Consider the following 22,153-nt stretch of genomic DNA (forward strand, 5'->3'; position numbering starts at 1 on the left):
CTACGTTTTCACGTCCACTCTAATGGTGTGGAAGCCTGTGGCACCGTCGGGTGCCACGGAACGGCGTTCCTCAGCCTGTTCCGTGCCCAACAGGTCCGTGGCCCGGACCTGAACCTCGTGCTGCCCGGGCTGCAGGTCAAGGCCGAGCTGCCACTGGTACCAGGTGTCCACCGAGATGGCCGGGGCGAGCCGGGCCGGCTGCCAGCTCCCCCGGTCCACGCGCAGCTCGACCTTGCCGATCCCGGTGTGCTGCGCCCAGGCCACGCCGCCAAACACCACGTTCCCGGCCGGTACCGAGGCTCCGTTCCGGGGCACATCCACCCTTGACGAGATCTTGATGGGGCCGCGCTCCGACCAGCCGCGCGGCGTCCAGTAGGCCACGTCGTCGGCAAACCTGGTGACCTTCAGGTGGGTGAGCCACTTGGTCGCGGACACGTATCCGTACAACCCGGGGACGATCATCCGCACGGGGAAGCCGTGTTCGAGCGGGAGCGGTTCGCCGTTCATGCCCACGGCCAGCAGTGCAGCACGGCGGTCGGTGAGCACCTCAAGCGGAGTGCTGGCCGTAAAGCCGTCCGCGCTGCGCGACAGGACCATGTCCGCGTCCGGCTTGGGACCGGCCATCGCCAGCAGTTCCCGCACCGGCCAGCCCAGCCAGCGTGCGTTGCCGATCAGGTTGCCGCCCACCTCGTTGGACACGCAGGCTATGGTCACGTGCCGTTCGATCAGGGGCTTCGACATCAGGTCCTCGAAGGTGAGCTCAACCTCCCGTTCCACCAGCCCGGTGACCTTGAGCCTCCACTCGCGGGAATCAAGAACGGGAACGGACAGCGCAGTGTCAATCCGGTAGAAGTCGGGATTGGGCGTAACCAGTGGGCCGACTCCCGCGAGCCCGATGTCAGCGCCGGCCGGAATGGGCGGCGCCGGGGACTGCGGCACGGGCAGCCGCAGGGTCCGCCGGACCTCGTTGACGCCGGCCGCCCCGCCGCGCCAGACGGTGACGACGGCGCCGCCCACCAGCACACCGGCGGCGGTGCCTCCCAGCAACTGGAAGAAACCCCGACGGGCCGGTCCCGGGCCGGCCTCCCCGCTACCCGCGGCAGCCAGGCGCGTGACCAGCTTCAGCAGCACCGCGATCCCGATCCCGGCCGCAAGCAGCGGCAGCACGACGGCGGCGGCGGTCATCTGGGCACGGGTCAGGACTGCGGCCAGGCCCACGACGCCGAAGACTGCAAAGACAGCCGCACCCGCGAAGCGCCGGCGCAGCTCGAGGACACCTGCCGCGGCAGCGAAGACTGCGATACCCAGCGCCATGCCGGCCAGCAACGCCAGCTTGTCCGCTGTACCGAAGAGGGAAACGGCCCAGTCCTTGACGCCCGGCGGAACAGCGTCGATGACTGCGCCGCCCAGGGCGGTCATCGTGGAAAGTGAAGGACTGACGAAGCCGGCGATGAGTTCGCTCGCGACGAGTCCGGTGCCGGCTGCCACCACGCCTGCGGCCGCAGCCCACCGGCGCCGGTGCCGGCCTGGCTCCTGGGACCCGTTCACCCTTCCAGCATAGGTTCAGCAGCGCATTCCGGCACCGCCGCCAGCCCGGCGGCCGCATTGCCTCCGGGGCCGCAGCCGCAGCCGCCGGTCACGGGACGGGCCGAATGTGATCGGCGCCCCATCGTGGCGTAGCCTGAAGTCATGAGTGTTCAGCTTGGCATACCGCAGCTCCGCGAAGGTGGCGCACCCGATTCGGGTTCGCAGCCCCTTCCCGCTGCGCGCCCGGCCGGGGTCCCCGACCGCCGCCCGGCTGACGCTCCCGCCGGCCTCGCGGACCGCTACGGCCGCAGGGCGACCGATATGCGGCTTTCGCTGACGGACAAGTGCAACCTGCGCTGTACCTACTGCATGCCGGCCGAGGGGCTGGAGTGGCTCTCGAAGCAGGCGGTCATGACCGGCGAGGAAATCGTGCGGATCGTTGGCATCGGCGTGAACCTGCTTGGCGTGCGCGAGCTGCGCCTGACCGGCGGCGAACCCCTGGTCCGGGCCGACCTCGTCGGCATCATTGGAGCCCTGCGCCAGGCACACCCCGAGCTCCCCATTTCCATGACGACGAACGGCGTGGGCCTGGACCGGAAGGCTGCAGCCCTTAAGGCTGCCGGGCTGACGCGCATCAACGTCTCCCTTGACTCCCTGCACGAAGAAACTTTCACCAAACTGACACGGCGTCCGTTCCTGGACCGGGTCCTCGCCGGGGTGGACGCCGCCTGGGCCGCCGGCCTCGGTCCCGTGAAGCTCAACGCCGTGCTGATGCGGGGCATCAACGACACCGAATCGCCGTCCCTCCTCGGCTGGGCGCTGGAGCGCGGCTACGAACTGCGCTTCATCGAGCAGATGCCGCTGGACGCCGACCACGGCTGGACCCGCCGGAACATGATCACCGCGGCCGAGATCCGCGAACTCCTCTCCGAGGAGTTCGTGCTGAGCCCGGATCCGCGCGCCCGCGACGGTGCACCCGCGGAACGCTTTGAAGTACGACGCCGGACTGCCGGTTCCGGTGCACCAGGCAGTTCCGCTGACTCACACGCCCCCGTGCTGGGAACCGTGGGAATCATCGCCTCGGTCACCGAGCCTTTCTGTTCTGACTGCCGGCGGACCCGGATCACGGCCGAAGGCAAGATCATGAGCTGCCTCTTCTCCCGCGAGGAATTCGACCTGCTCGGCCTGCTGAGGCAGGGGGCCAGCGACGAGCAGCTCGCCGAACGCTGGCAGGATGCCATGTGGCTGAAGCCCAAAGCCCACGGCATGGACCACGTGGGACTCGACGCTCCGGACTTCGTCCAGCCGGACCGCAGCATGAGCGCCATCGGAGGCTAATCCTTGAACGTACGATACTTCGCTGCCGCACGCGCCGCGGCAGGCATGGATGAAGAGCGCTTCGAACTTGCCGCCGGATCCACGGTGGAGTCCCTCCTGGCCGCAGTGCTCGACGTCGACCGTCCGGAACCTCCGGCCGGGACACCGCCGCTGGACAGGATCCTGGCCCGCAGCAGCTTCCTGCTGAACGAGGTCGCCGTCCGGGACCGGACCACCGTCCTGGCAGCTGGCGACGTGGTGGACGTCCTCCCGCCGTTCGCCGGCGGCTAACCCAACTGGATCGCCCACAACGATCCTTCACGTTTCGCTGCGTTTAGACCAACGCTTTTTCACGTTTCGCCGCCTCTTGAACAACGCTTCCTCACGTGTCGACAAGATGTGAGGAAGCGTCCAGAAGAAACCGACATGACGTGAGGACGCGTCGGGGAAAAGCTGGCAGGAACTGATAGAGGGTGCGGCCTGGCACCGGGCTTCGCGGTGGGTGGTGGGACGGGATGCCGCGGCCTACCATGGCTGTACCTCGCCATTCACCGCGCCGGGATGGACCGGCCGGAATGAGCCGGGGCCAGCCGAAGGAGATCTGGAATGTTCGCCCTGCAGATTGAACACGCCGTCAAGGACTTCGAAACGTGGAAGGCGGTCTTTGACCGTGACCCCGCAGACCGGGCTGGTTCCGGCGTCGTGGCCCACCGGATCGGCCGTCCCGTTGGGGACGACAGATACATCGTGGTGGAACTGGACTTCGAGCGCCGCGAGCAGGCCGAGGCCTTCCTGACCAAGCTGCGGGAAACTGTGTGGAACTCCCCCGATGTCGCTCCCGCCCTGTCCGGTTCCCCGCAGACCCGGGTCATCGAGCTGGTGGGCTGACCGCCGCGGACATATACCGCGGGGCTGATTTAGGCGCGGCGACAGATCGAGGTCATGAACGGCTGGAAGTCCTGGGTCTCCCCCAGCCGCAGTTCAGCCGTGTGGGTCAGCACGCCCTGGTCCACCCGGAAAGTGTGGCGGGCGGTGCCGCGGTCGCTGTGCCGCTCCACCGTGAGGGTCGAGTCGTGCCAGACGCCCCGGGCCGGGGCTGACGGGGGCCGGCCCATGCTGTCGACGTAATACCAGAGCGTTTCATCGTGGTCGGGATCCACCGTGAAAACCCCATGGCCCTCAAAGTGCGTGCCGTCGGCTTCGGTATGGCGGTAGGACTGGACGACGGCGAACCCTCCGGCGGCGCGGGTGAACGTCACCTCCGCTTTGGCGGTGCGAGCCGGACCCCACGGCGAGGCAGCCAGCTCGGTGGTTCCCAGCCAGCGCCCGACGAAGATCTCCAGTGCCTCGTGCGCCGTACTTGGCTGGGGCGCTGTGCCCGGTAGCGGCTGGTCCATCATTCCTCCTACGCCGGAACTTCCGTTTATCAGAGCCCGAAGGTTTCCGATTCGTCGAAGGGGCCGACCACCGTCACGGTCCGGGGGGCCGCGGCCAGCTCACTGGCCAGCTCCTGGACCTGTTCCGCCGTCACGGCTTTGATGAGCCGCAGGGTCTCGTCGATGTCCTGGTATTCACCGGAGACCAGCTCGGCGCGGCCCAGCCGCGACATGCGGGAGCCGGTGTCTTCGAGGGCCAGGACGATCCCGCCGCAGAGCTGCCCGACCGCCTTGCGGAGCTCCTCTTCGGAGATGCCGCCGGCCGCGAGGCTGTCGAGTTCGGCGCCGAGGAGTTCAAGGACCTGGCGGACCTTGGTGGGTGTGCAGCCGGCGTACATGCCGAAGTAGCCGGCGTCGGCGTAGGACGAGGCGAAGGAGTACGTGGAGTACACGAGCCCGCGCTTTTCGCGGATCTCCTGGAACAGCCTTGACGACATACCGCCGCCAAGCACCGCGTTCAGCACGCTCATGACGTAGCGGCGCTCATCGGTGGCCACGATGGTGGGGCAGCCCATGATGATGTTGGCCTGTTCCACCGGGCGGGTGACCACGTGCAGCCCGGCGGTGCCGGTGATCTCTGCGCGCTCGGTGGAGCGGCGCTCCACGGGAGCCGCCCCGGACTCAAGTGGCCACCCTGCTGCGTGGAGGGCATCCACCACAAGCCGGCAGACGACGTCGTGCTCCAAGCCGCCCGCGGCGGTGATCACCAGTTCATCCGGGCGGTAGTAACGGCGGTAGTGGTCCCAGACGGAGTCGCGGGCCACGGCACGGATGGCGTCCGGGGTCCCACCGATCGGGCGCCCGAGCGGGTGGGTGCCGAGCACGGCGGCGACGAAGTGTTCATGGGCGACGTCCGTGGGGTCGTCGCTGTCCATGGCGATCTCTTCGAGGATGACGTCCCGCTCCTGCTCCATCTCCGCAGGGTCCAGCACGGCGCCGGTGATCATGTCGGCGATGACGTCGATGGCCATCGGCAGGTCCGTATCCAGCACGCGGGCGAAGTAGCAGGTGCTTTCCTTCGCAGTGGCAGCGTTGGATTCACCGCCCACCTCGTCAAAGGCGGACGCGATCTCCAGGGCAGTACGCCTCTTCGTGCCCTTGAACAGCAGATGCTCCAGGAAGTGAGTCGAGCCGTGCTGCCCGGGAGCCTCGTCCCGGGACCCCACCCCCACCCAGAACCCGATGGTGGCTGAACGCTGCCCCGGCATCGCCTCAGTCAGGACACGCACCCCGCCGGGAAGGACCGAACGGCGGACTTCCGAACCGCCGTCGGCTCCATGGATCAGGGTGTCGCCGGGGTGGTTCTGCTCCAGCGGCAGGGGTACGACAGTCATCAAGGCCTTTCGGGAAGCGGAGCCAAATCTGCCTGCAATCGTACCAGCGGGCCACGCCGTCGGCGTGGCCCTGACGTGGGCTTATTTGCCGCCGCAGAGCGGTGTTGAGAGGGGTGGTTAAATGCGGCGGGGCCGGTGGTACAACCAACGGCCCCGCCTAATCGGTTCCGGCTGCACGCAGCTGCCGGAGCCTGGAACTACTCGGAAGCGTCCGAGCCTTCTGCCGGAGCGGAAGCGTGAACGCGGTCGGCGTCGCCGGCGCCTTCCTCTTCAGCCACTACCGGAGACAGGGACAGCTTTCCGCGGTCATCGATCTTGGTGATCTCGACCTGGATCTTCTGGCCCACGGAGACGACGTCCTCGACGTTGTCCACGCGCTTGCCGCCGGCGATCTTGCGCAGCTCGGAGATGTGCAGCAGACCGTCCTTGCCCGGGGTCAGGGATACGAAGGCGCCGAAGGTCGTGGTCTTGACGACCGTACCCAGGTAGCGCTCACCGATTTCCGGCACCTGCGGGTTGGCGATGGCGTTGATCGCGGAGCGGGCGGCATCTGCCGACGGGCCGTTGGTGGCGCCGATGTAGACGGTGCCGTCGTCCTCGATGGAGATGTCGGCGCCGGTGTCCTCCTGGATCTGGTTGATCATCTTGCCCTTGGGGCCGATAACCTCGCCGATCTTGTCCACGGGGATCTTCACGGCGATGACGCGCGGAGCGAACTCGGAGAGCTCGTCCGGCGTGTCGATCGCGGCGTTGATGACCTCGAGGATGTGGAGGCGGGCCTCGCGGGCCTGCTTCAGTGCTGCTGCCAGCACGGACGCCGGGATGCCGTCGAGCTTGGTGTCGAGCTGGATGGCGGTGACGAATTCAGACGTACCGGCAACCTTGAAGTCCATGTCGCCGAAGGCATCTTCGGCGCCGAGGATGTCGGTCAGCGCAGCGTAGCGGGTCTGGCCGTCCACCTGGTCGGAAACCAGGCCCATGGCGATGCCGGCAACGGCAGCCTTCAGCGGGACACCGGCGTTGAGCATGGACAGCGTCGAGGCGCAGACCGAGCCCATGGAGGTGGAGCCGTTGGAGCCGAGGGCCTCGGACACCTGGCGGATGGCGTACGGGAACTCCTCGCGGGACGGCAGCACCGGCACAAGCGCGCGCTCGGCCAGGGCACCGTGGCCGATTTCGCGGCGCTTCGGGGAACCGACGCGGCCGGTCTCACCGGTGGAGTACGGCGGGAAGTTGTAGTTGTGCATGTAGCGCTTGCGCGTGACCGGCGACAGCGAGTCGATCTGCTGTTCCATCTTGAGCATGTTCAGCGTGGTGACGCCCATGATCTGGGTTTCGCCACGTTCGAAGATGGCGGAGCCGTGAACGCGGGGCAGGACCTCGACCTCGGCGGTGAGCTGGCGGATGTCCGTCAGGCCGCGGCCGTCGATGCGGATCTGGTCCTTGAGGATGCGCTGGCGGACCACGTGCTTGGTCACCGAGCGGAAAGCTGCGGACAGTTCCTTCTCGCGGCCTTCGAACTGCCCGGCCAGGGAGCCAACAACCTCGTCCTTCAGCTCGTCCGCGGCGTTGTCGCGGTCCTGCTTGTCAGCGATCTGGAAGACGGCGGTGAGCTTCTCCGCGGCAGCAGCCTCGACGGCGGCGTAGACGTCGTCCTGGTAGTCCAGGAAGACGGGGAACTCGACGGTGGGCTTGGCGGCGCGGGCGGCCAGGTCCTGCTGCGCTTCGCAGAGTGCCTTGATGAACGGCTTGGCAGCCTCCAGGCCCTCGGAAACAACCTCTTCGGTGGGGGCGGTGGCGCCCTGTTCCTTGATGAGGCTCCAGGAGTTGTCCGTGGCTTCGGCTTCGACCATCATGATGGCGACGTCGTCACCGGCAACGCGGCCTGCGACGACCATGTTGAACACGGAGTTCTCGAGCTGGGAGTGCTTCGGGAAGGCAACCCACTGCGAACCCTGCTCGTCGGCGACGAGGGCAACGCGGACGCCGCCGATCGGGCCGGAGAACGGCAGGCCGGAGAGCTGGGTGGACATCGAGGAGGCGTTGATGGCCACGACGTCATAGAGCTCGTCCGGGTTGATCGCCAGGACGGTGACGACGATCTGGACCTCGTTGCGCAGGCCCTTGACGAACGCGGGGCGCAGCGGGCGGTCCATCAGGCGGCAGGCCAGGATGGCTTCCGTGGACGGACGGCCTTCACGGCGGAAGAACGAGCCCGGGATGCGGCCGGCGGCGTACATGCGCTCTTCGACATCCACCGTCAGGGGGAAGAAGTCGAAGCCTTCACGCGGGTGCTTACCGGCGGTGGTGGCGGAAAGCAGCGCGGTGTCCTCGTCGATGTACACCATGGCTGCGCCGGCTGCCTGCTTGGCAAGGCGGCCGGTTTCGAAGCGGATTACACGCTTGCCAAAGCGGCCATTGTCAATGACTGCTTCTGAGAACTGGATTTCGGGACCCTCCAAGAGAGTCACCTCCGTTTCTTGTTTAACGGAAGTCCAGCCGCATCAACCCAGCCAGCATCTGTCTACTGGCCCTGCACCCGGTCATCGATCGAGACCCACGGGCCGGCTTCAGTCAGCGAAGCTTCCCGGGGATCACTACCGAGGACCGCGAATGCGTGATGCGGTTGATCCTCCTGTTTAGTTTTTTACGTACCGACGAGGCGGCCCGTTCCGGCAGGAAAGGGCCGCCTCAAAACCAGACTAGCGGCGCAGGCCGAGACGCTCGATGAGCGAACGGTAGCGGGCGATGTCGGTGTTCTTCAGGTAAGTCAGCATGCGCTTGCGGCGACCAACCATGGCCAGCAGACCGCGCTGGGTGTGGAAGTCGTGCTTGTGCTCCTTCATGTGCTCAGTCAGATCCTTGATCCGCTGAGTCAGGACCGCAATCTGGACCTCCGGCGAACCGGTGTCGCCCTCGGACGTTGCGAAATCCTTGATGATGGACTGCTTTACGGCGGCGTCAAGTGCCACAATAACTCCTAGAGATGTGCCGTGAGGCCCGAGTCAGTAATTCACTGCCGGGGGTGCCGGCGCCGACTTCCGAAGAAGTTTCCACACACAGCAGGATCCAGCAACCACGGACTGCAGCCGGATCCACCGCTTAGTTTACCGGCCGTGTTGCAATCTTGTCGAAACGGCAACAGTGCTGTCCGGGGTTGCGGTTCAGGCCTCCGGAAGCAGGTCCCGGATGGCTGCCATGCCGCGGTGGAGTTCGGCAAAGCCGGTACTCAGCGGCGAAAGTCCGATCCTGATGCCCTGCGGGGCCCGGAAGTCGGGGATGACATCCTTCTCCCACAGCGCCGCTGTCACCTCGCGGAAGGCGGGATGGTCAACGGTGATGTGGCCTCCGCGGCGATCGGCATCCCGCGGCGTGGCAAGCCTCACGCCGGCCGGCGCGAGCCAGGCATCGTGCAGTTCCAGGGCGTAGGCGGTCAGCTGCCGCGACTTCTCGCGGATGGCGGCCATGCCGGCCTCTTCGATCAGATCGAGGGTGCCGCGCATGGCGATCATTCCGAAGATGGCCGGCGTGCCGCTCAGGAAACCGCGGATACCGGCGGCCGGTTCGTAGCCGGGCCCCATCTCGAACGCATCCTTCCGGCCCATCCATCCCCAGATCGGCTGGGCGAGTCCGGGCAGGTGCCGGTCGTTGACGTAGGCGAAGGCGGGCGAGCCCGGCCCGCCGTTCAGGTACTTGTAGGTGCAGCCCGCGGCAAAGTCAACGTTCCAGGCGTCCAGCTGCAGCTCCACCGACCCGGCGGAATGGCACAGGTCCCAGACCACCAGCCCGCCGGCGTCGTGCACTGCCTCCGTGATGGCCGGCAGGTCCGCCAGGTAACCGGAACGGTAGGCCACATGGCTGAGGAGGACGACGGCGGTGGCCGGCCCCACAGCCTCCCGCACCTGGTCCAGGTGGACACCGGAGGCGGGATCCGCCTCAATCCATCGCAGCGTCAGCCCCTCCTCCTTGGCAATGCCTTCGACGAGGTACCGGTCGGTGGGAAAGTTGTCCGTGTCCACCACAATCTCTGTCCGCGCCGGATCCCCGACGGCGGCCAGGGCTGCCCGGATCAGCTTGTACAACACCACGGTGGTGGAGTCGGCGATGATGGTCTGGCCCGCGGCGGCGCCCAGCACCGCCCGCCCCAGCTGGTCGCCGATGGTCTGGGGCATGTCCAGCCATTCCTCGTCCCAGCCCCTGATCAGGCGCCCGCCCCAGCCCTTCTCGATGAAACTGGCAATGTCGCCTGCGGTCCGCTTGAGCGGGCGTCCCAGTGAATTGCCGTCGAGGTAGGACAGCTCGGTGTCCGCGCCGACGAACAGGTCCCGGTACCGGGCCAGGCGGTCTTCGGCGTCGAGGCGTGTGGCCTTTTGCAACAGGGCCTCGTGTGCTGCCAGGGCCTCGCCCGCTTGGGGGGTCGGGTCTCCGGCGCCGTCCAGGGCGGTCACTGTCCGATCTCCGTACGCACGGCGAACAGCTCCGGGAAGAACGTCAGCTCAAGGGCCTTTTGCAGGAACGCCGCTCCCGTGGAGCCGCCGGTGCCCGTCTTCATGCCGATGGTCCGCTGTACGGTGCGCAGGTGCCGGAACCGCCACAGCTGGAAGTTGTCCTCCAAATCAACGAGTTCCTCGCACGCCTCGTACGCTCCCCAGTTCTGCGCGGCGTTCTCGTAGATGTGCTTGAAGAGAGGCACCAGCCCCGGCTCAAACTCGTGCGCCCGCGTCACATCCCTGTTGAGCACCTCCGCGGGAACATCGAAGCCTTGGCGGTCCAGGTAGGCGAGGAATTCGTCGTAGATGCTTGGCGCGTACAGGACTTCGGTCAGCAGGGCGTGGGCTTCGGGATCGGATTCGAAGACGGGAAGCATCTTTCTGTTCTTGTTGCCCAGCACGAACTCGACGGCACGGTACTGGCTGGACTGGAAGCCGGATGAATTGCCCAGGAACCCGCGGAATTCCGCGTACTCGGTGGGTGTCAGCGTGGCCAGGACGGACCACTGTTCGGTGAGGGTCTTCTGGATGTGCTTGACCCGTGCGATGCCCTTCAGTGCCGACCCGAGATCATCGGAACGCAGCCACTGGGCGGCACTGCGTAGCTCGTGGAGCACCAGCTTCAGCCACAGTTCCGTGGTCTGGTGCTGGATGATGAAGAGCAATTCGTCATGGTGTTCCGGGACGCTGACGGGCTGCTGGGCGCTGAGCAGTGTGGGCAGCTGAAGGTAGGACGCGTAACTCATGCGGGAACTGAAATCGCGCACAATGCCCTTGTCCAGTTTCCTGGTGTTCTTCTCTACGGTCACAGCGTCGCCTTCCTTGCCAATACTGTGTGATGCGGGACTGTGTGTGGCAGGCCCGGGGGTGCAAGCGGGTCAGCGCTTGAGCAGGATGTCGTGCGTCTGCAGGACGTCCTGGCGCATCTGCTCCACGAGGGCTTCAGGCCCACGGTATGCCACCATGCCGCGCAGCCTGGCCACGAACTCCACAACTACTGTCTGTCCGTAGAGATCGAAGTCCTCGATGCGTTCTTCGGGCCTGTCGATGACGTGCGCCTCCACCTGGCGGCTCACGCCGTCGAAAGTGGGGTTGGAGCCAACAGAGATGGCGGCAGGCCAGCGCGTCCCCGCCTCGTCCACGAGCCAGCCCGCGTAGATGCCGTCCGCCGGAATCAGGCCGCTTGCGTCGCTGGAGAGGTTGGCAGTGGGGAAACCGAGGTCCCGGCCGCGCGCGGCTCCGTGGACTACCTCGCCCCGCATCCGGTGCGCCCGGCCCAGGACCGCGGCGGCGGTGCCGACATCGCCCTCCCGGAGGGCTTCGCGCACCCAGGTGGAGGAACAGCGGCGGTCCGTCCCGCCGTCGTCATGCAACGGGAAGCCTTCCGAACCGAACTCGCTGATCACCAGCACCTCGAAGCCGAACTTCTCCCCCAGATCCTGCATGGTGTTCAGGTCCCCGGAGTTGCCCTTGCCGAAGCGGGTGTCATGGCCGATGACGACGTGGCTGGCATGGAGGCTGTCCACCAGGACAGAGCCGACGAACTCTTCCGGGGTAAGGCTGGCGAGCTCCAGGGAATACTTCATGACCAGAACGGCGTCCAGTCCAAGCTCGCCAAGTGCCTGGAGTTTGTCCTGCAGGCCCATGATCAGCTCGGGCGCGCTCTCGGGCCGATGGACCAGGGCAGGGTGGGGGTCGAACGTCACCGCAACCGACTTGGCGTTGTTCAGCCGCGCGGTCCTGATGAGCTGTGACAGCACCTGCTGGTGGCCGCGGTGGACGCCGTCGAAATTGCCGATAGTGACAACGGAAGGACCAAAGTCGTCGGGGACCTCGGTCGGATCGTTCCAGATGTGGACCATCAACCTCGCCTTTTACTGCCTGCCAGAACTTGCTTCCGGCGCGCCAGGGCCGGAACTCTCTAAGGTTACCCGCAATCCCTGGCGGTCACGGACGCCCCGGGGTGCGGCGCGGCAGGTCGCCTGGTGAACCGCGCTGGGGGCAGCCCGGTGGCCTACCGTCTTGCAGGTACGCCCCGCTAGGATGCAAAGGCAGCGGCTCAGGCAGCACTGCCCTGAGCCTTCGAGTTTCATTCGCGTTCTAACCGCACGGATCGCCTGCGAGACAAGCGGGCGGGAAGGAGCCACGCCATGAGCGACATCCAGGAGTTGCTAGGACAGATCCCTGTCCAGCAGATCGCCACCCTGCTGGGGACAGATACGGCGTCCGCCCAGGCTGCCGTGGAAGCCGCCGTGCCGACGCTGCTTGCCGGAATGCAGAACAACGTCCAGGCGCCGGATGGCGCCGCTGCGCTGGAGTCCGAGCTGGCCAGGCACCGGAACGGGCTGGCCGACGGAGGCGTGGACCCATCGCAGGTGGACACCCAGGACGGCGAAAAGATCGTTGGCCATGTCTTCGGCGGCCAGCAGGACCAGGTGGCCAGTCAGTTGGCGGGCACAGCGAACCTCGGCGGAGTCGGCGGCGACCTCGTCCGCAAGCTGCTGCCGATCCTCGCCCCGATCGTCATGTCCTACCTGGCCAAGAAGGTCCTGGGCGGCGGGCAGGGTTCCGGCGCACAGCCCTCCCCTGCCGGTGGTGGCGGAATCGACCTGGGCAGCATCCTCGGGGGAATCCTGGGCGGCAGCCTCGGCGGTCTTGGTTCCGGTGGACAGGGTGCGGGCGCACCCGGTTCCGGCGGGTTCGGTTCGGGCGGCCTTGGCGATATCCTGGGCGGCATTCTTGGCGGCGGCTCGCAGCCGCAGCAGGCTCCGCTGACGGAGCAGGACCAGGAACCACCCGCGCAATCCGGCCGTGCGCAGACGAACGACTCAGGGCAGCTGAACGATTCAGGCCAGACGAACGATTCGGCGGCACCCTCGCACCGGTCGGTGACGCCCGGCGAGCTGATCGAGGTGGACCTGCCGGACGAGAACCGCTAGATCCGGGCGGCAGGGGCGGCAGGGGCGGCAGGCCGCCGTCGGTAAAGCCAGATCAGTCCCAGTATGGGCAGGATGAAGGGAACGAAGGCGTAGCCGCGGCCAAACGCGGACCACACGGTTTCGTGCGGGAACTGCACGGGGTCGAACAGGCTCAGCGCCCCCACGACAATCACGCCCACCAGTTCCACCAGGACGGCGACCAGGGAAACCTTGAACCAGGTGCGGCCGGCCTTGGCCAGCGACACCGTGGCTACCACGTAGACGACGGCGGCGAAGGCGGAGAGCAGGTAGGCAAGCGGGGCTTCGGAGAACTTGGTGAGGATCTGGTAGCCGGCCCGGGCGGTGGCCGAAATGGCAAAGATGGCGTAGACGGCGATGAGTAGCCGGCCGGGACCGGTGTTCCTCGTGTCCGTGGGGCGCTTGCCGGTGTGTTCGGACGTATGAGCCACGTTGCGTGCTTCTTCCACTTCAGTACCAGATTTGATTCATGCGGGCGGCCATGACGAGGGCGGTAACGCCGACGGCGGCCAGGACAAAGTTGCTCCAGCGGGTCCGTTCCAGGATGGACCAGTACACCGCGGCTACCGGCAGCAGCAGCGCGGTGGCGAGGTAGCCCCAGAATTCCCAGGCTTCTCCCGCGATCTGCTCCCCCGCGATGACCCGCACTACCGAGCCCACGAGGTAGACCAGCAGGGCCAGTTCGACGGCGGCCACCGAAAGGATGGTGATGTCGTTCGGGGCCTTCTTCATGATGCCCGCCGTCACGCAGATGAGCGTGGACAGGAGGCCGACGCCCAGGATGATGTAGAAATACGCGTCCAACGTCAGGCCAACCCGCCGCCGTCGGCACGGGAACCGTTCGGAACGCCGGCGTCGGCGCCTGAACTGCCGGAGCCCCCGGAACTGTTGGCGCCGCCGGAAGTGTTGGACCCGCCGGGTCCGGTGCCCGGGGCGAAGACCAGCACTGGTTTGGCGAAGCTTCCGCTGTCCGCGAGCAGCGCCACCAGCGATCCGTCTGGCGCGAACGCGGCTGCAGGCTTTTCCGCTGTCGCGGCGGCCGGTGTGCCTGCGGCGGCTCCGGCCGCGATGCGCCGGCCGAAGGAAATCTCGGTGGTTTCGTCGGCGCTCAGCTCCCTGTTGGGCATGAGCGCCCTGGCAGCCTGCGACATTTCGAGGATTTCGAGGTCTTCCGCGAGCTGCTCGAGGGTGCGTGCCTGGTCCAGCGAGTAGGGGCCCACATTGGTCCGGCGCAATGAGGTCAGGTGCCCGCCGACGCCGAGGGAGCTGCCGAGGTCCCGGGCCAGGGCACGGATGTACGTACCCGAGGAGCATTCCACCGTCACGTCGACGTCCACGACTTCCGTGTCATGTCCGGCAGCCTGCTTCCGGCGGATTCCGTGAATGTCGAAACGGTGGATGGTGACCGGCCGGGCAGCCAGCTGGACGTCTTCCCCGGAACGGACGCGGGCGTAGGAGCGTTCACCGTTGACCTTAATGGCGCTGACGCTGCTGGGCACCTGCTGGATCTCCCCTGTCAGGGACTCCACACCGGAGCGGATGGCATCCTCGGTCACGGAGGCGGCGCTCGCCCGGCTGACAACTTCGCCTTCGGCGTCGTCGGTAATGGTGGATTCCCCTAGGCGGATGGTGGCCGTATAGGTCTTTGACGTGCCCACGATGTACGTGAGGAGCCGTGTGGCCTTGTTGATACCGAGCACCAGCACGCCTGTGGCCATGGGATCCAGCGTTCCCGCGTGGCCCACTTTCCGGGTACCGGCTATCCTCCGCATCCGTCCAACCACATCGTGGCTGGTCCATCCCTGCGGCTTGTCCACTATTACCAGTCCAGAAAGCACGCCTATCAGTATATCGGGCACGTGGCAGGGGTATTGGGACGTATCGGTGGCGCTGCCGGAGCCGGCGCTAGGATGGCAGTCATGCCCGAGCTTTCCGCGCACATACGCGACGTCCCCGTCAACCAAATCCGCGAGATCACCGAGGCGGCGTGGCGCACACCCGGAGCGCTGATCCTGAGCATCGGGGAGCCCGGGTTCCCGCTCCCCCGCCATGTCCTGGATGCCGGAATAGCTTGCCTGGACCGCGACGAAACCAACTACACCCCCAACGCCGGCATCCCGTCTCTCCGGGAGGCTTTCGCCGCCAGGTTCCGTGAACAGTCCGGCGTAGACATCGGGGCAGACCGCGTATACGTGGTCGACGGCGCCCAGCAGGGCCTGCACTTCGCTATGAGCCTGCTGCTCGCCCCCGGCGACGAAATCCTGATTCCCAATCCCGGCTATCCCACGTTTGCCATGACCAGCCGGCTGCTGCATGCCGTCCCCGTGGAGTATCCCCTGTACCCCGCCCATGATTTCCAGCCCCGGATCGCGGACATCGAGGCGCTCATCACGGACCGGACGCGTGTCCTGATGCTCAACTCGCCGTCGAACCCCCTGGGTGCCGTTCTCCGGGAAGATCTGACCCGGGAGCTGGTTGAACTGGCCCGCCGCCATGACCTTTGGATCATCTCGGACGAGTGCTACGAGGCCTTCACGTACGACGTCCCGCACGTTAGTCCTGCCCGGTTCGACAGCACCGACCCCGGCGAGGCGCGGGTGTTCACGTCGCTGACGCTGTCCAAGACGTATGGGCTCACCGGCCTGCGCATCGGGGCACTGATCTGCCCGCCCGGGCTGGAGCAGCGGATGAACAACGTCATGGAGGCCATCGTCTCCTGCGTGGCGTCGCCGTCCCAGTACGCGGCGCTCGCCGCGTTGACCGGTCCGCAGGACTATGTATCGCAGGCCCACGCGCATTACCGCGCCAACCGCGACGCGGCGTCGGCCGTCCTGGCAGAGAAGGGCATTCCCTACCTCAGCGCGCAGGGGGCGTTCTACCTGTGGGCGGACGTCTCGCATGTGAGCGGCGGAAACGTCAGGACCTGGGTCAAGCAGTTCCTTGCCGAGGCCGGTGTCTCCTTTGCTCCGGGAACTGCCTTTGGCTCCATCGGCGAGGGATGGATCCGGATTGCGTTGTGCGGGGACCAAAGCGAGTTGGTCGAGGGCGTGGGCCGCCTCCCCCGCAGGCACTGAGGAGAACAGGCGGTGGCCACGGTTCACTCCGTTTCCGACCCGACCAGTTGTCCCGCTCGAGGCAGGGTAACGAAGCCCTACATTCCAGATGACATGTACAGGCCCGGGAGCAGGGCGGGATTGCCCGGGGCGAAAAAGGCGAAGACGATCAGCGCCGCCCCAACGATCCTGCTCAACGCACGCCCGTGGCGCCACGACTTCTCGAGCAGCACGGTTACGGCGATGACGGCCATCCAGGCAAGGTTCATCACACCCACGGCCACAAGAACCACCATCAGCCCCCAACAGCATCCGATGCAGTACAGGCCATGGTAAAGCCCGACGCGCAGGTCACGGAGCCGGCCCTTGTAGCCCGAGACATGGAGCAGGAACGCCAGCGGTGAGCGGCAATGACGGAGGCAGAAGTCCTTGAGCGGCGTCAGCTGATAACTGCCCGCGGCCACCAGCATCCCGGCCCCCACCCACGGTGCGACATCCGGCGCTGATGTTGCCAACTGGGCCGCCAGCAGCGCGGCCGCAAAGGCGACGGCGCCGAAGACCGTCCACGCCGCCAGGTACCCGACAACGAGCGCGGCGGTTCGGACCGCCCTGACGGCGGCACTCCCGTTCGACCGGATGGACCGCAGATAAGCCGCGGTGAGGGGCGATAATGCCGGAAGCATCATTGCCGCCATCATCAGCGTCCACGCCGCCAGGAATCCGGCAAGTCCGAACCCCCTAGTCCCGGGCCCGGGAGCCATCTCCCGGAAGCCCAGGACGGTGAAGTACCAAGCGACAGCCGCGCAGCCAAGCAACACCAGCAGTGCCGCGTGGTTGCGGACTGTCACATGTGCCTGCCCCGACAAGTCAGGCCGACCAGGCGAACGGTGCCGAGAAGGAGTTCTTTCCGGCGTTGTCCCACGACAAGCCGAAGACATCCACCGTGGACGTGGTGGCACGTCCGGCAGCCAACGTGTCGGCGGGGAAGCCGATGCCGCTGACCTTGACGCCGGCGCCGGTCGGGTCCAGTGGCGAGACGAAGTCCTCCACCAACATGTCGACCGCCGTGCCGATGCGGACGCGGTGCTCCCTCCCGTCATCCTCATAAGTGAAATCGCGGGATTCCATGCCCAGCATCTCCCCGATCAGAGGAGCCAGGCCCTCCATCGGCCCGCCCAGCTGACCGCCAAACACGGCCCCGAGCGCCTCGGCCTGCTCGGGTGAGGCGGCGGCGTCCATCAGGACGCCTACCTTCCAGCCGCCGTCGCTCATTAGGGCGGGAGCATCGGTCACCACGCAGACGTTCAGGCCTCCGACGTCGACGCCGTTGACGTCACCCTTGTGGACGTGGAAGGCCAATGCAACCTTGCAGCGGTCCTCATCCCCCGGCAAAGTAAGGCCAGAGGTGGCACACGGGCAGACCATGTCGCAGTTACAGTTTTCGAAGTACGTGCCTTCGATTTGCCATGCCATCCGGGGCTCCTTTCCCATGCCCCCACGCTGCCAGTGTGCTCCGGGGTATAGACCGCGTCAATAAGAAAAAAGCCACGGAACAGGTGCTCCCGCAGCCCGAATCTGAAGCTACGGCCGTTCCCCACGCCGACTAGCGCTGCTCAGGAGCGTGTGCTCAATAGTCGGTGCGTTCGGCGTTCTTGCGCCAGGCGTCGAACGGATCTTCCGACGTCGGAACCTGGGCCTGGCTGACCGGCAGCAATTCGGGCCGGGCGCCTCCAAAGTATTCGTAGAAGACGGCGTCGTCGAACCCCGCGGCGGCTGCTCCGTGTCGGTCGGCGGCGAAGTAGACCTGGTCGATCCGCGCCCAGAGCGCCGCCGCAAGGCACAGCGGGCAGGGCTCGCAGCTGGCGTACAGGACAGCGCCACTGAGGTCAAAGTTCCGGGTCTCCTTGGCGGCGGTCCGAATTGCCACCACCTCGGCATGGGCGGTGGGATCGTTGTCCCGGGTGACCCGGTTGACCCCTTCGTGAACGGTGCCGTCGGCTGTTACCACGAGCGCGCCGAAGGGCCCGCCGCCCGCGGCGACGTTCCGTTGGGCCAAGGCTACGGCTTCAGTCAGGTATTCGGTCACGTCTGCAGCTGAGGGGTGGGCGCGCATGGTCTGATCATAGCCAGCCTGATGGTGCTGCGGGACTGCCAGCTCACGTTCATTCCCGTTGGGGTCGTGAGTGGAAGTAGTTGTTGCGGCGGGGTTTTCGGTGGGGGTCGAGTTCTGGTGGGGGTTTGAACCAGGGCACCTCGTTGGTGACTTCGATGTGCCAGTGTTCTTTGTGGATGAGGTGATGGTGATGGCTGCAGAGCAGGACGCCGTTGCCGGTGCTGGTGGTTCCGCCGCGGGACCAGTAGGTGATGTGGTGGGCTTCGCACCACGCGGCGGGGATGGTGCAGCCGGGGAACGCGCAGCCCTGGTCCCGGGCCATGATGGCTTTGCGGATGTGGGGCGGGAAGACGCGTGAGGCGCGCCCGATGTCCAGGATCCTGCCCTGGCCGCCGAGGACGACGGGGATGATGTCGGCGTCGCAGGCTATTTTGCGGATCGTGGCCGGGTTCACCGGCCCGCCGAACGCGAACAATGCCGTGCCTTGGTCGGTCCGGCCGCGGCTGGCCCCGCCAAGGTAAGCCGGCCGCGGCTCCTGACCGCCTTGGGCTGTCTGTAGATCACTGGCCCACTGGGCTTCCTGGGTCCATTGTGCGTTTTGGGCCCATTGTGCGTCCCGCCGGTGTTGGAGGTCGGCGAGGAGGTCGCGGTAGTTGATGGTGGCCAGGATCTGGGGCCGGTGGCCGCCGTTGGCCGGCAGGGTGTCGGTGGTGAGCACAGTTTGCAACGCGCCGACGAGCCCGTCGAGCCGCTTCTGCCCCTGTGACCGGTGATCCAGGGAGACCTCCGGCGGACCCGCGGTGTCCCACCCTGCGAGGCTGTCCGGTTCAGCGTTCCCGTCACTACTGCTTCCGTCGTCGCTGGTCCCGTCGGTCCCAGTGCCGTGGCCGGGTGCCGGGGTGCGGGGGTTGGTGGCGGTGTTCATGACGGTGGTGATGGTTTCGAACTGTTCGGCGGTGGCGAAGATTTCCAGGTGCTGCAGGCCGTGTTTGGGACGGCGGATGAAGGCGCCCTGGATTTGCCGGAGGGCCGCTTCGGAGGGTTCGGTTCCGTCCTGGTCGATCGCCTCGGCCCAGTGTTTGGCGACGCGGGTGAGGAAGTCGGCGTCGTTCTCGACGGCGGCCAGGGTCAGGTCGTGTTCCATCGCGGCTGTATGGTCCGGGGTGGTGAAATGCCGTGCCCGGTCCAGGGCCAGAGTGATGGTGGTCGCCGCGCGGGAGCTGATCTGGGCGCCGCCGACCGCGGCCGCGAGCTCCTCATACCTCGGGGGGAGCTGCTGCCCGCCGAAACCGGTCCTGGGCAGGACGGCGTCGGCCAGTCCGATCCGGCGGCGGGCTTCCGCGGAGCTGATCCGCAGCCTGTCCCGAAGGAACTCGACGCTGTTCCGGGACCCGTCATCCCCCGGCGGCGGGTCAGCCACCGGGGCGGGCTCAGGCACCGGCACGGGGGCAGGCGCCGGGACGGCGACGAGGGATGATGCCGCGGCGGTGACCGCGGCGATGCGGGAACGGTCCACCGCGCCGGCGGCGACCACCTGCAGACGCTCCACCCGCCGAGAGAGCTGCTCGAGCCGGTCCGCGAAATCCGCGGCCTGCCCGAAACCCCACAACGCAGTGTCCTCGGCAGTGATCGTGTCCGGTTCCAGCAAAGCCAAGGCCTGATCAACCACGTCCCCCTCGACGACACTGGCGCCACCGCCAACAGGAACGCTCTGAAGGGCGTTGGCACCAACGGAAACCGGCTCAGAAGCCAACCCACCGGCACCCGGCCCTAAGGCCCGGTGTTCGGTGAATCCCCCAACGGCTTCCATAGAAACAGTCTGATCAGGGGGTCTGACATTATTAGCCCCGCCGGCGATGCCAGTGAGCGCAGGCAACCCACCGCCGTCGTTCTTCCGGACGGAAGCCAACCCGCCGGCACTCGACCATAAGGCCCGGTGATCGGTGAATCCCCCAACGGCTTCCATAGAAACAGTCTGATGAGGGGGTCTGACATTTTTAGCCCGTCCGCAGGCTCCCCAGAAACCTTTCACCGGTCCAAGCAAGCTCCGGCCCATCGACAAGCCGCGAAGGCCGGGCTTAAAATACGCGCGTCGGGGGACCCGATTTTCGGACCTTATATCGGTCTCAATGTTCTGGATGCGCAGGATTGACATTGGAGACGGTATGGAAAAGCAACGAGCGCTCTTGGCGGCTGTCGCGGCTGCCTCACTCCTCTTGTCTGCGTCGCCGGCGGGCCACGCAGCCCCGGCAGGTAAAGCAGCAGAAAGCCAGTCCGCGCCGACCGTGCTCACAAAAGGCCTGCTTAGCCCGCTACACCTCAGCGACGGACCGGACGGTTCCGTTCTGGTTAGCGAGGAATTCGCGGGGAAGCTGACGAAAGTTGCCCGCGACGGCAGCAAGTCGATGGTTTACCGGAACGCAGCCTGGGACGTGGCCGGCAGTGACCGGGGCGGCCGCACCATCTACCTGGCCGAGAGCCAGGGCGCTGGCCCCATGGATCCCAGGCCGCTGGCCGGACACCTCAGAAGCATAGGCGCCGACGGCAAGCACCGCACCTTCGGCGACCTCGCTGCCCTTGAGGTGAAACACAACGCGGACGGCGGCACGAGCTACGGCTTCAACGACCTTCCGGCCGCGTGCGCTAAGCAGCTGCCGAAGGATGTGGAGGTCTCCTACAAGGGGCACATCGATTCCCATCCGTATGGGATCGAGGTTTACGGGAACACCATCTACGTTGCCGACGCCGGAGCCAATAGCATCGTGTCGGTCGACGTGAAATCAGGCAGGGCTGGAACTGTAGCCGTGCTGCCGCCCCGACCGCACAAATTCACCACCAAAGAAACCGCGGCTCTGAAACTTCCGGGCTGCGTCGCAGGCCATACCTACCGGTTCGAGCCCGTGCCTACCGACGTGGAGCGCGGACCAGACGGCTGGTTGTACGTCTCCGTGCTGCCCGGCGGACCGGAGGACCCGGCACTGGGTGCCCGTGGAGCGGTGTACAAGGTCAACCCCCACAACGGCCGCGTCAAGCTGTTCGCCGACGACGTGATGTCACCGACCGGCCTGGATATGGACGACGACGGGAACGTGTACGTCGCGTCCCTCTTCGGCAAGGGTGTGCTGAGGCTGTCCGCCCATTCAAGCAAGCAGACGGTAGTGCTTCCGGGAACGCTCACGGCCGACGTCGACATCAGGGGCGGCACCATCTACGCGACGGTCAACTCGCTGCCGGCACCGAACACGGCGCCGGACGGCAGAGTCGTAAAGGCCCCACTCGATGACTAGCGAAAAGTAGGGACAGGAAAAGCAAGGGGTGCGGCCGGATCGAAAGATCCGACCGCACCCCTTCAGTGCATGATGGCATGGGCTCTGCGGCGCAGAACCGGCACCGTTAGTGGTTCCGGTCCTCGTCGATTGCCTCGTCGTCCGCCAGATCGAGGTCCTCTTCGTCGAAGTCGTCTTCGTCGATTTCCACGTCCGGCTGCGCGTCGCTCTTGTACGGGTCGGCTTCGCCCGCGTGCTTGGCGTTCCGGGCCAGCTCGGCAACCTCGGCATCGCGCTGCTTAGCGGTCCGGAGCAGTTCTTCGAGGTTGGACGCGTTCACGGGGATCTGGTCGGCGATGAACTCAAGCGTGGGAGTCAGCCGGGCGGTGATGTTCCGGCCAACTTCCTGCCGGAGCACGCCCTTGGCCTTCTCCAGCCCCTTGGCCGCATCAGCCTGCACGGCCTGGTCGCCAAACACGGTGTAGTAGACGGTGGCATGCTGCAGGTCATTGGTCACACGGGCATCGGTGACAGTAATGCCCTCAAGCCGGGGATCCTTCACCTTCCGGCCCAGAGCCTCAGCAACAACAACCTTAATCCGCTGCGCCATCTTGGCAGCGCGTGCCGGATCAGCCATGACATCCTCCTGGATGGAAATAG

22 protein-coding genes are annotated in these 22,153 nt (G+C 66.5%); 6 read left to right on the top strand and 16 right to left on the bottom strand.

All coding sequences use genetic code 11. The features are described from left to right. Complete coding sequence (locus tag ACTHQX_RS02570; RefSeq protein ID WP_440158641.1) at window positions 1-1,419, bottom strand: molybdopterin-dependent oxidoreductase; 1,419 nt, start codon at window positions 1,417-1,419, stop codon at window positions 1-3. Window positions 1,420-1,689: 270 nt separating this feature from the next. On the opposite strand from ACTHQX_RS02570, the gene moaA reads away from it, so the two are divergent. The 3 genes from moaA to ACTHQX_RS02585 all read left to right on the top strand — a co-directional run bounded on the left by moaA (window position 1,690) and on the right by ACTHQX_RS02585 (window position 3,732). After that, a complete protein-coding gene (moaA, locus tag ACTHQX_RS02575) occupies window positions 1,690-2,865 on the top strand; it encodes a GTP 3',8-cyclase MoaA (RefSeq protein WP_236807868.1) in 1,176 nt (391 codons plus the stop codon). Between the two features lie 3 nt (window positions 2,866-2,868). Continuing rightward, window positions 2,869-3,135 (top strand): MoaD/ThiS family protein, encoded by a 267-nt coding sequence (locus ACTHQX_RS02580; RefSeq protein WP_440158601.1) that lies wholly within the window; start codon window positions 2,869-2,871, stop codon window positions 3,133-3,135. Between the two features lie 315 nt (window positions 3,136-3,450). After that, a complete protein-coding gene (locus ACTHQX_RS02585; protein WP_440158600.1) occupies window positions 3,451-3,732 on the top strand; it encodes a hypothetical protein in 282 nt (93 codons plus the stop codon). A gap of 29 nt (window positions 3,733-3,761) precedes the next feature. Here ACTHQX_RS02585 and ACTHQX_RS02590 read toward each other — a convergent pair whose 3' ends face one another. The 7 genes from ACTHQX_RS02590 to ACTHQX_RS02620 all read right to left on the bottom strand — a co-directional run bounded on the left by ACTHQX_RS02590 (window position 3,762) and on the right by ACTHQX_RS02620 (window position 11,966). After that, on the bottom strand, window positions 3,762-4,241 hold the full coding sequence (locus tag ACTHQX_RS02590) for a DUF1579 family protein (RefSeq protein WP_440158599.1): 480 nt from the start codon (window positions 4,239-4,241) through the stop codon (window positions 3,762-3,764). 29 nt (window positions 4,242-4,270) lie between these two features. After that, window positions 4,271-5,614, bottom strand: coding sequence for a M16 family metallopeptidase (locus ACTHQX_RS02595; RefSeq protein WP_440158598.1), 1,344 nt, complete (start codon window positions 5,612-5,614; stop codon window positions 4,271-4,273). A 197-nt stretch (window positions 5,615-5,811) separates the two neighbouring features. Continuing rightward, window positions 5,812-8,076 (bottom strand): polyribonucleotide nucleotidyltransferase, encoded by a 2,265-nt coding sequence (locus tag ACTHQX_RS02600; protein ID WP_102970861.1) that lies wholly within the window; start codon window positions 8,074-8,076, stop codon window positions 5,812-5,814. 240 nt (window positions 8,077-8,316) lie between these two features. Continuing rightward, window positions 8,317-8,586: a 30S ribosomal protein S15 gene (rpsO, locus tag ACTHQX_RS02605; protein ID WP_102970860.1), complete on the bottom strand. Its 270-nt coding sequence runs from the start codon at window positions 8,584-8,586 to the stop codon at window positions 8,317-8,319. Between the two features lie 192 nt (window positions 8,587-8,778). Then, entirely contained in the window at window positions 8,779-10,053 is a 1,275-nt protein-coding gene (kynU, locus tag ACTHQX_RS02610) for a kynureninase (RefSeq protein ID WP_440158640.1), read from the bottom strand. A 5-nt stretch (window positions 10,054-10,058) separates the two neighbouring features. Next, window positions 10,059-10,913, bottom strand: coding sequence for a tryptophan 2,3-dioxygenase (kynA, locus tag ACTHQX_RS02615; RefSeq protein WP_440158597.1), 855 nt, complete (start codon window positions 10,911-10,913; stop codon window positions 10,059-10,061). A gap of 69 nt (window positions 10,914-10,982) precedes the next feature. Continuing rightward, window positions 10,983-11,966 (bottom strand): bifunctional riboflavin kinase/FAD synthetase, encoded by a 984-nt coding sequence (locus tag ACTHQX_RS02620; protein ID WP_236807862.1) that lies wholly within the window; start codon window positions 11,964-11,966, stop codon window positions 10,983-10,985. Between the two features lie 288 nt (window positions 11,967-12,254). Between ACTHQX_RS02620 and ACTHQX_RS02625 the strand changes: the two genes are divergently transcribed. Further along, window positions 12,255-13,043, top strand: coding sequence for a DUF937 domain-containing protein (locus ACTHQX_RS02625; protein WP_440158596.1), 789 nt, complete (start codon window positions 12,255-12,257; stop codon window positions 13,041-13,043). On the opposite strand, the gene ACTHQX_RS02630 is transcribed toward ACTHQX_RS02625, so the two are convergent. Genes ACTHQX_RS02630 through truB form a run of 3 tightly spaced genes read right to left on the bottom strand, consistent with a single transcriptional unit; the run spans window position 13,040 to window position 14,899 of the window. Next, window positions 13,040-13,510, bottom strand: coding sequence for a hypothetical protein (locus tag ACTHQX_RS02630; RefSeq protein WP_440158595.1), 471 nt, complete (start codon window positions 13,508-13,510; stop codon window positions 13,040-13,042). The genes ACTHQX_RS02625 and ACTHQX_RS02630 overlap by 4 nt on opposite strands. Window position 13,511: 1 nt before the next feature. Next, the gene (locus ACTHQX_RS02635) at window positions 13,512-13,865 is read right to left on the bottom strand and encodes a hypothetical protein (protein WP_440158594.1); all 354 of its coding nucleotides are present in this window, start codon (window positions 13,863-13,865) and stop codon (window positions 13,512-13,514) included. A 2-nt stretch (window positions 13,866-13,867) separates the two neighbouring features. Further along, window positions 13,868-14,899: a tRNA pseudouridine(55) synthase TruB gene (truB, locus tag ACTHQX_RS02640; protein ID WP_440158593.1), complete on the bottom strand. Its 1,032-nt coding sequence runs from the start codon at window positions 14,897-14,899 to the stop codon at window positions 13,868-13,870. An 81-nt stretch (window positions 14,900-14,980) separates the two neighbouring features. On the opposite strand from truB, the gene ACTHQX_RS02645 reads away from it, so the two are divergent. Next, the gene (locus tag ACTHQX_RS02645; RefSeq protein ID WP_440158591.1) at window positions 14,981-16,135 is read left to right on the top strand and encodes a pyridoxal phosphate-dependent aminotransferase; all 1,155 of its coding nucleotides are present in this window, start codon (window positions 14,981-14,983) and stop codon (window positions 16,133-16,135) included. A 77-nt stretch (window positions 16,136-16,212) separates the two neighbouring features. Here ACTHQX_RS02645 and ACTHQX_RS02650 read toward each other — a convergent pair whose 3' ends face one another. The 4 genes from ACTHQX_RS02650 to ACTHQX_RS02665 form a co-directional block, all read right to left on the bottom strand. After that, on the bottom strand, window positions 16,213-16,962 hold the full coding sequence (locus tag ACTHQX_RS02650) for a DUF2182 domain-containing protein (protein WP_440158589.1): 750 nt from the start codon (window positions 16,960-16,962) through the stop codon (window positions 16,213-16,215). A gap of 19 nt (window positions 16,963-16,981) precedes the next feature. Beyond that, complete coding sequence (locus tag ACTHQX_RS02655) at window positions 16,982-17,587, bottom strand: DUF1326 domain-containing protein (protein ID WP_440158588.1); 606 nt, start codon at window positions 17,585-17,587, stop codon at window positions 16,982-16,984. 154 nt (window positions 17,588-17,741) lie between these two features. Continuing rightward, window positions 17,742-18,227 (bottom strand): nucleoside deaminase, encoded by a 486-nt coding sequence (locus ACTHQX_RS02660; protein ID WP_440158639.1) that lies wholly within the window; start codon window positions 18,225-18,227, stop codon window positions 17,742-17,744. A 49-nt stretch (window positions 18,228-18,276) separates the two neighbouring features. After that, entirely contained in the window at window positions 18,277-20,037 is a 1,761-nt protein-coding gene (locus tag ACTHQX_RS02665; protein ID WP_440174529.1) for a DUF222 domain-containing protein, read from the bottom strand. Window positions 20,038-20,392: 355 nt separating this feature from the next. On the opposite strand from ACTHQX_RS02665, the gene ACTHQX_RS02670 reads away from it, so the two are divergent. Then, window positions 20,393-21,514 carry a ScyD/ScyE family protein gene (locus tag ACTHQX_RS02670; RefSeq protein WP_236807853.1) on the top strand — a complete coding sequence of 374 codons (1,122 nt, stop codon included), beginning with the start codon at window positions 20,393-20,395 and terminating at the stop codon, window positions 21,512-21,514. Window positions 21,515-21,620: 106 nt separating this feature from the next. On the opposite strand, the gene rbfA is transcribed toward ACTHQX_RS02670, so the two are convergent. Next, window positions 21,621-22,130, bottom strand: coding sequence for a 30S ribosome-binding factor RbfA (gene rbfA / locus ACTHQX_RS02675; RefSeq protein ID WP_440155499.1), 510 nt, complete (start codon window positions 22,128-22,130; stop codon window positions 21,621-21,623). Window positions 22,131-22,153 lie beyond the last annotated feature (23 nt).

It is taken from the genome of Arthrobacter sp. SAFR-023, assembly GCF_051965295.1.
In the GTDB taxonomy this organism is placed as follows: Bacteria; Actinomycetota; Actinomycetes; order Actinomycetales; family Micrococcaceae; genus Arthrobacter.

Coding starts and splice junctions, on each gene's coding strand:
- ACTHQX_RS02570 (WP_440158641.1), bottom strand. CDS start 1,419: ATGACCGCCCTGGGCGGCGCAGTCATCGACGCTGTTCCGCCGGGCGTC.
- moaA (WP_236807868.1), top strand. CDS start 1,690: ATGAGTGTTCAGCTTGGCATACCGCAGCTCCGCGAAGGTGGCGCACCC.
- ACTHQX_RS02585 (WP_440158600.1), top strand. CDS start 3,451: ATGTTCGCCCTGCAGATTGAACACGCCGTCAAGGACTTCGAAACGTGG.
- ACTHQX_RS02590 (WP_440158599.1), bottom strand. CDS start 4,241: ATGGACCAGCCGCTACCGGGCACAGCGCCCCAGCCAAGTACGGCGCAC.
- ACTHQX_RS02595 (WP_440158598.1), bottom strand. CDS start 5,614: ATGACTGTCGTACCCCTGCCGCTGGAGCAGAACCACCCCGGCGACACC.
- ACTHQX_RS02620 (WP_236807862.1), bottom strand. CDS start 11,966: ATGGTCCACATCTGGAACGATCCGACCGAGGTCCCCGACGACTTTGGT.
- ACTHQX_RS02625 (WP_440158596.1), top strand. CDS start 12,255: ATGAGCGACATCCAGGAGTTGCTAGGACAGATCCCTGTCCAGCAGATC.
- ACTHQX_RS02645 (WP_440158591.1), top strand. CDS start 14,981: ATGCCCGAGCTTTCCGCGCACATACGCGACGTCCCCGTCAACCAAATC.
- ACTHQX_RS02655 (WP_440158588.1), bottom strand. CDS start 17,587: ATGGCATGGCAAATCGAAGGCACGTACTTCGAAAACTGTAACTGCGAC.
- ACTHQX_RS02660 (WP_440158639.1), bottom strand. CDS start 18,227: ATGCGCGCCCACCCCTCAGCTGCAGACGTGACCGAATACCTGACTGAA.
- ACTHQX_RS02665 (WP_440174529.1), bottom strand. CDS start 20,037: ATGGAAGCCGTTGGGGGATTCACCGAACACCGGGCCTTAGGGCCGGGT.
- ACTHQX_RS02670 (WP_236807853.1), top strand. CDS start 20,393: ATGGAAAAGCAACGAGCGCTCTTGGCGGCTGTCGCGGCTGCCTCACTC.
- rbfA (WP_440155499.1), bottom strand. CDS start 22,130: ATGGCTGATCCGGCACGCGCTGCCAAGATGGCGCAGCGGATTAAGGTT.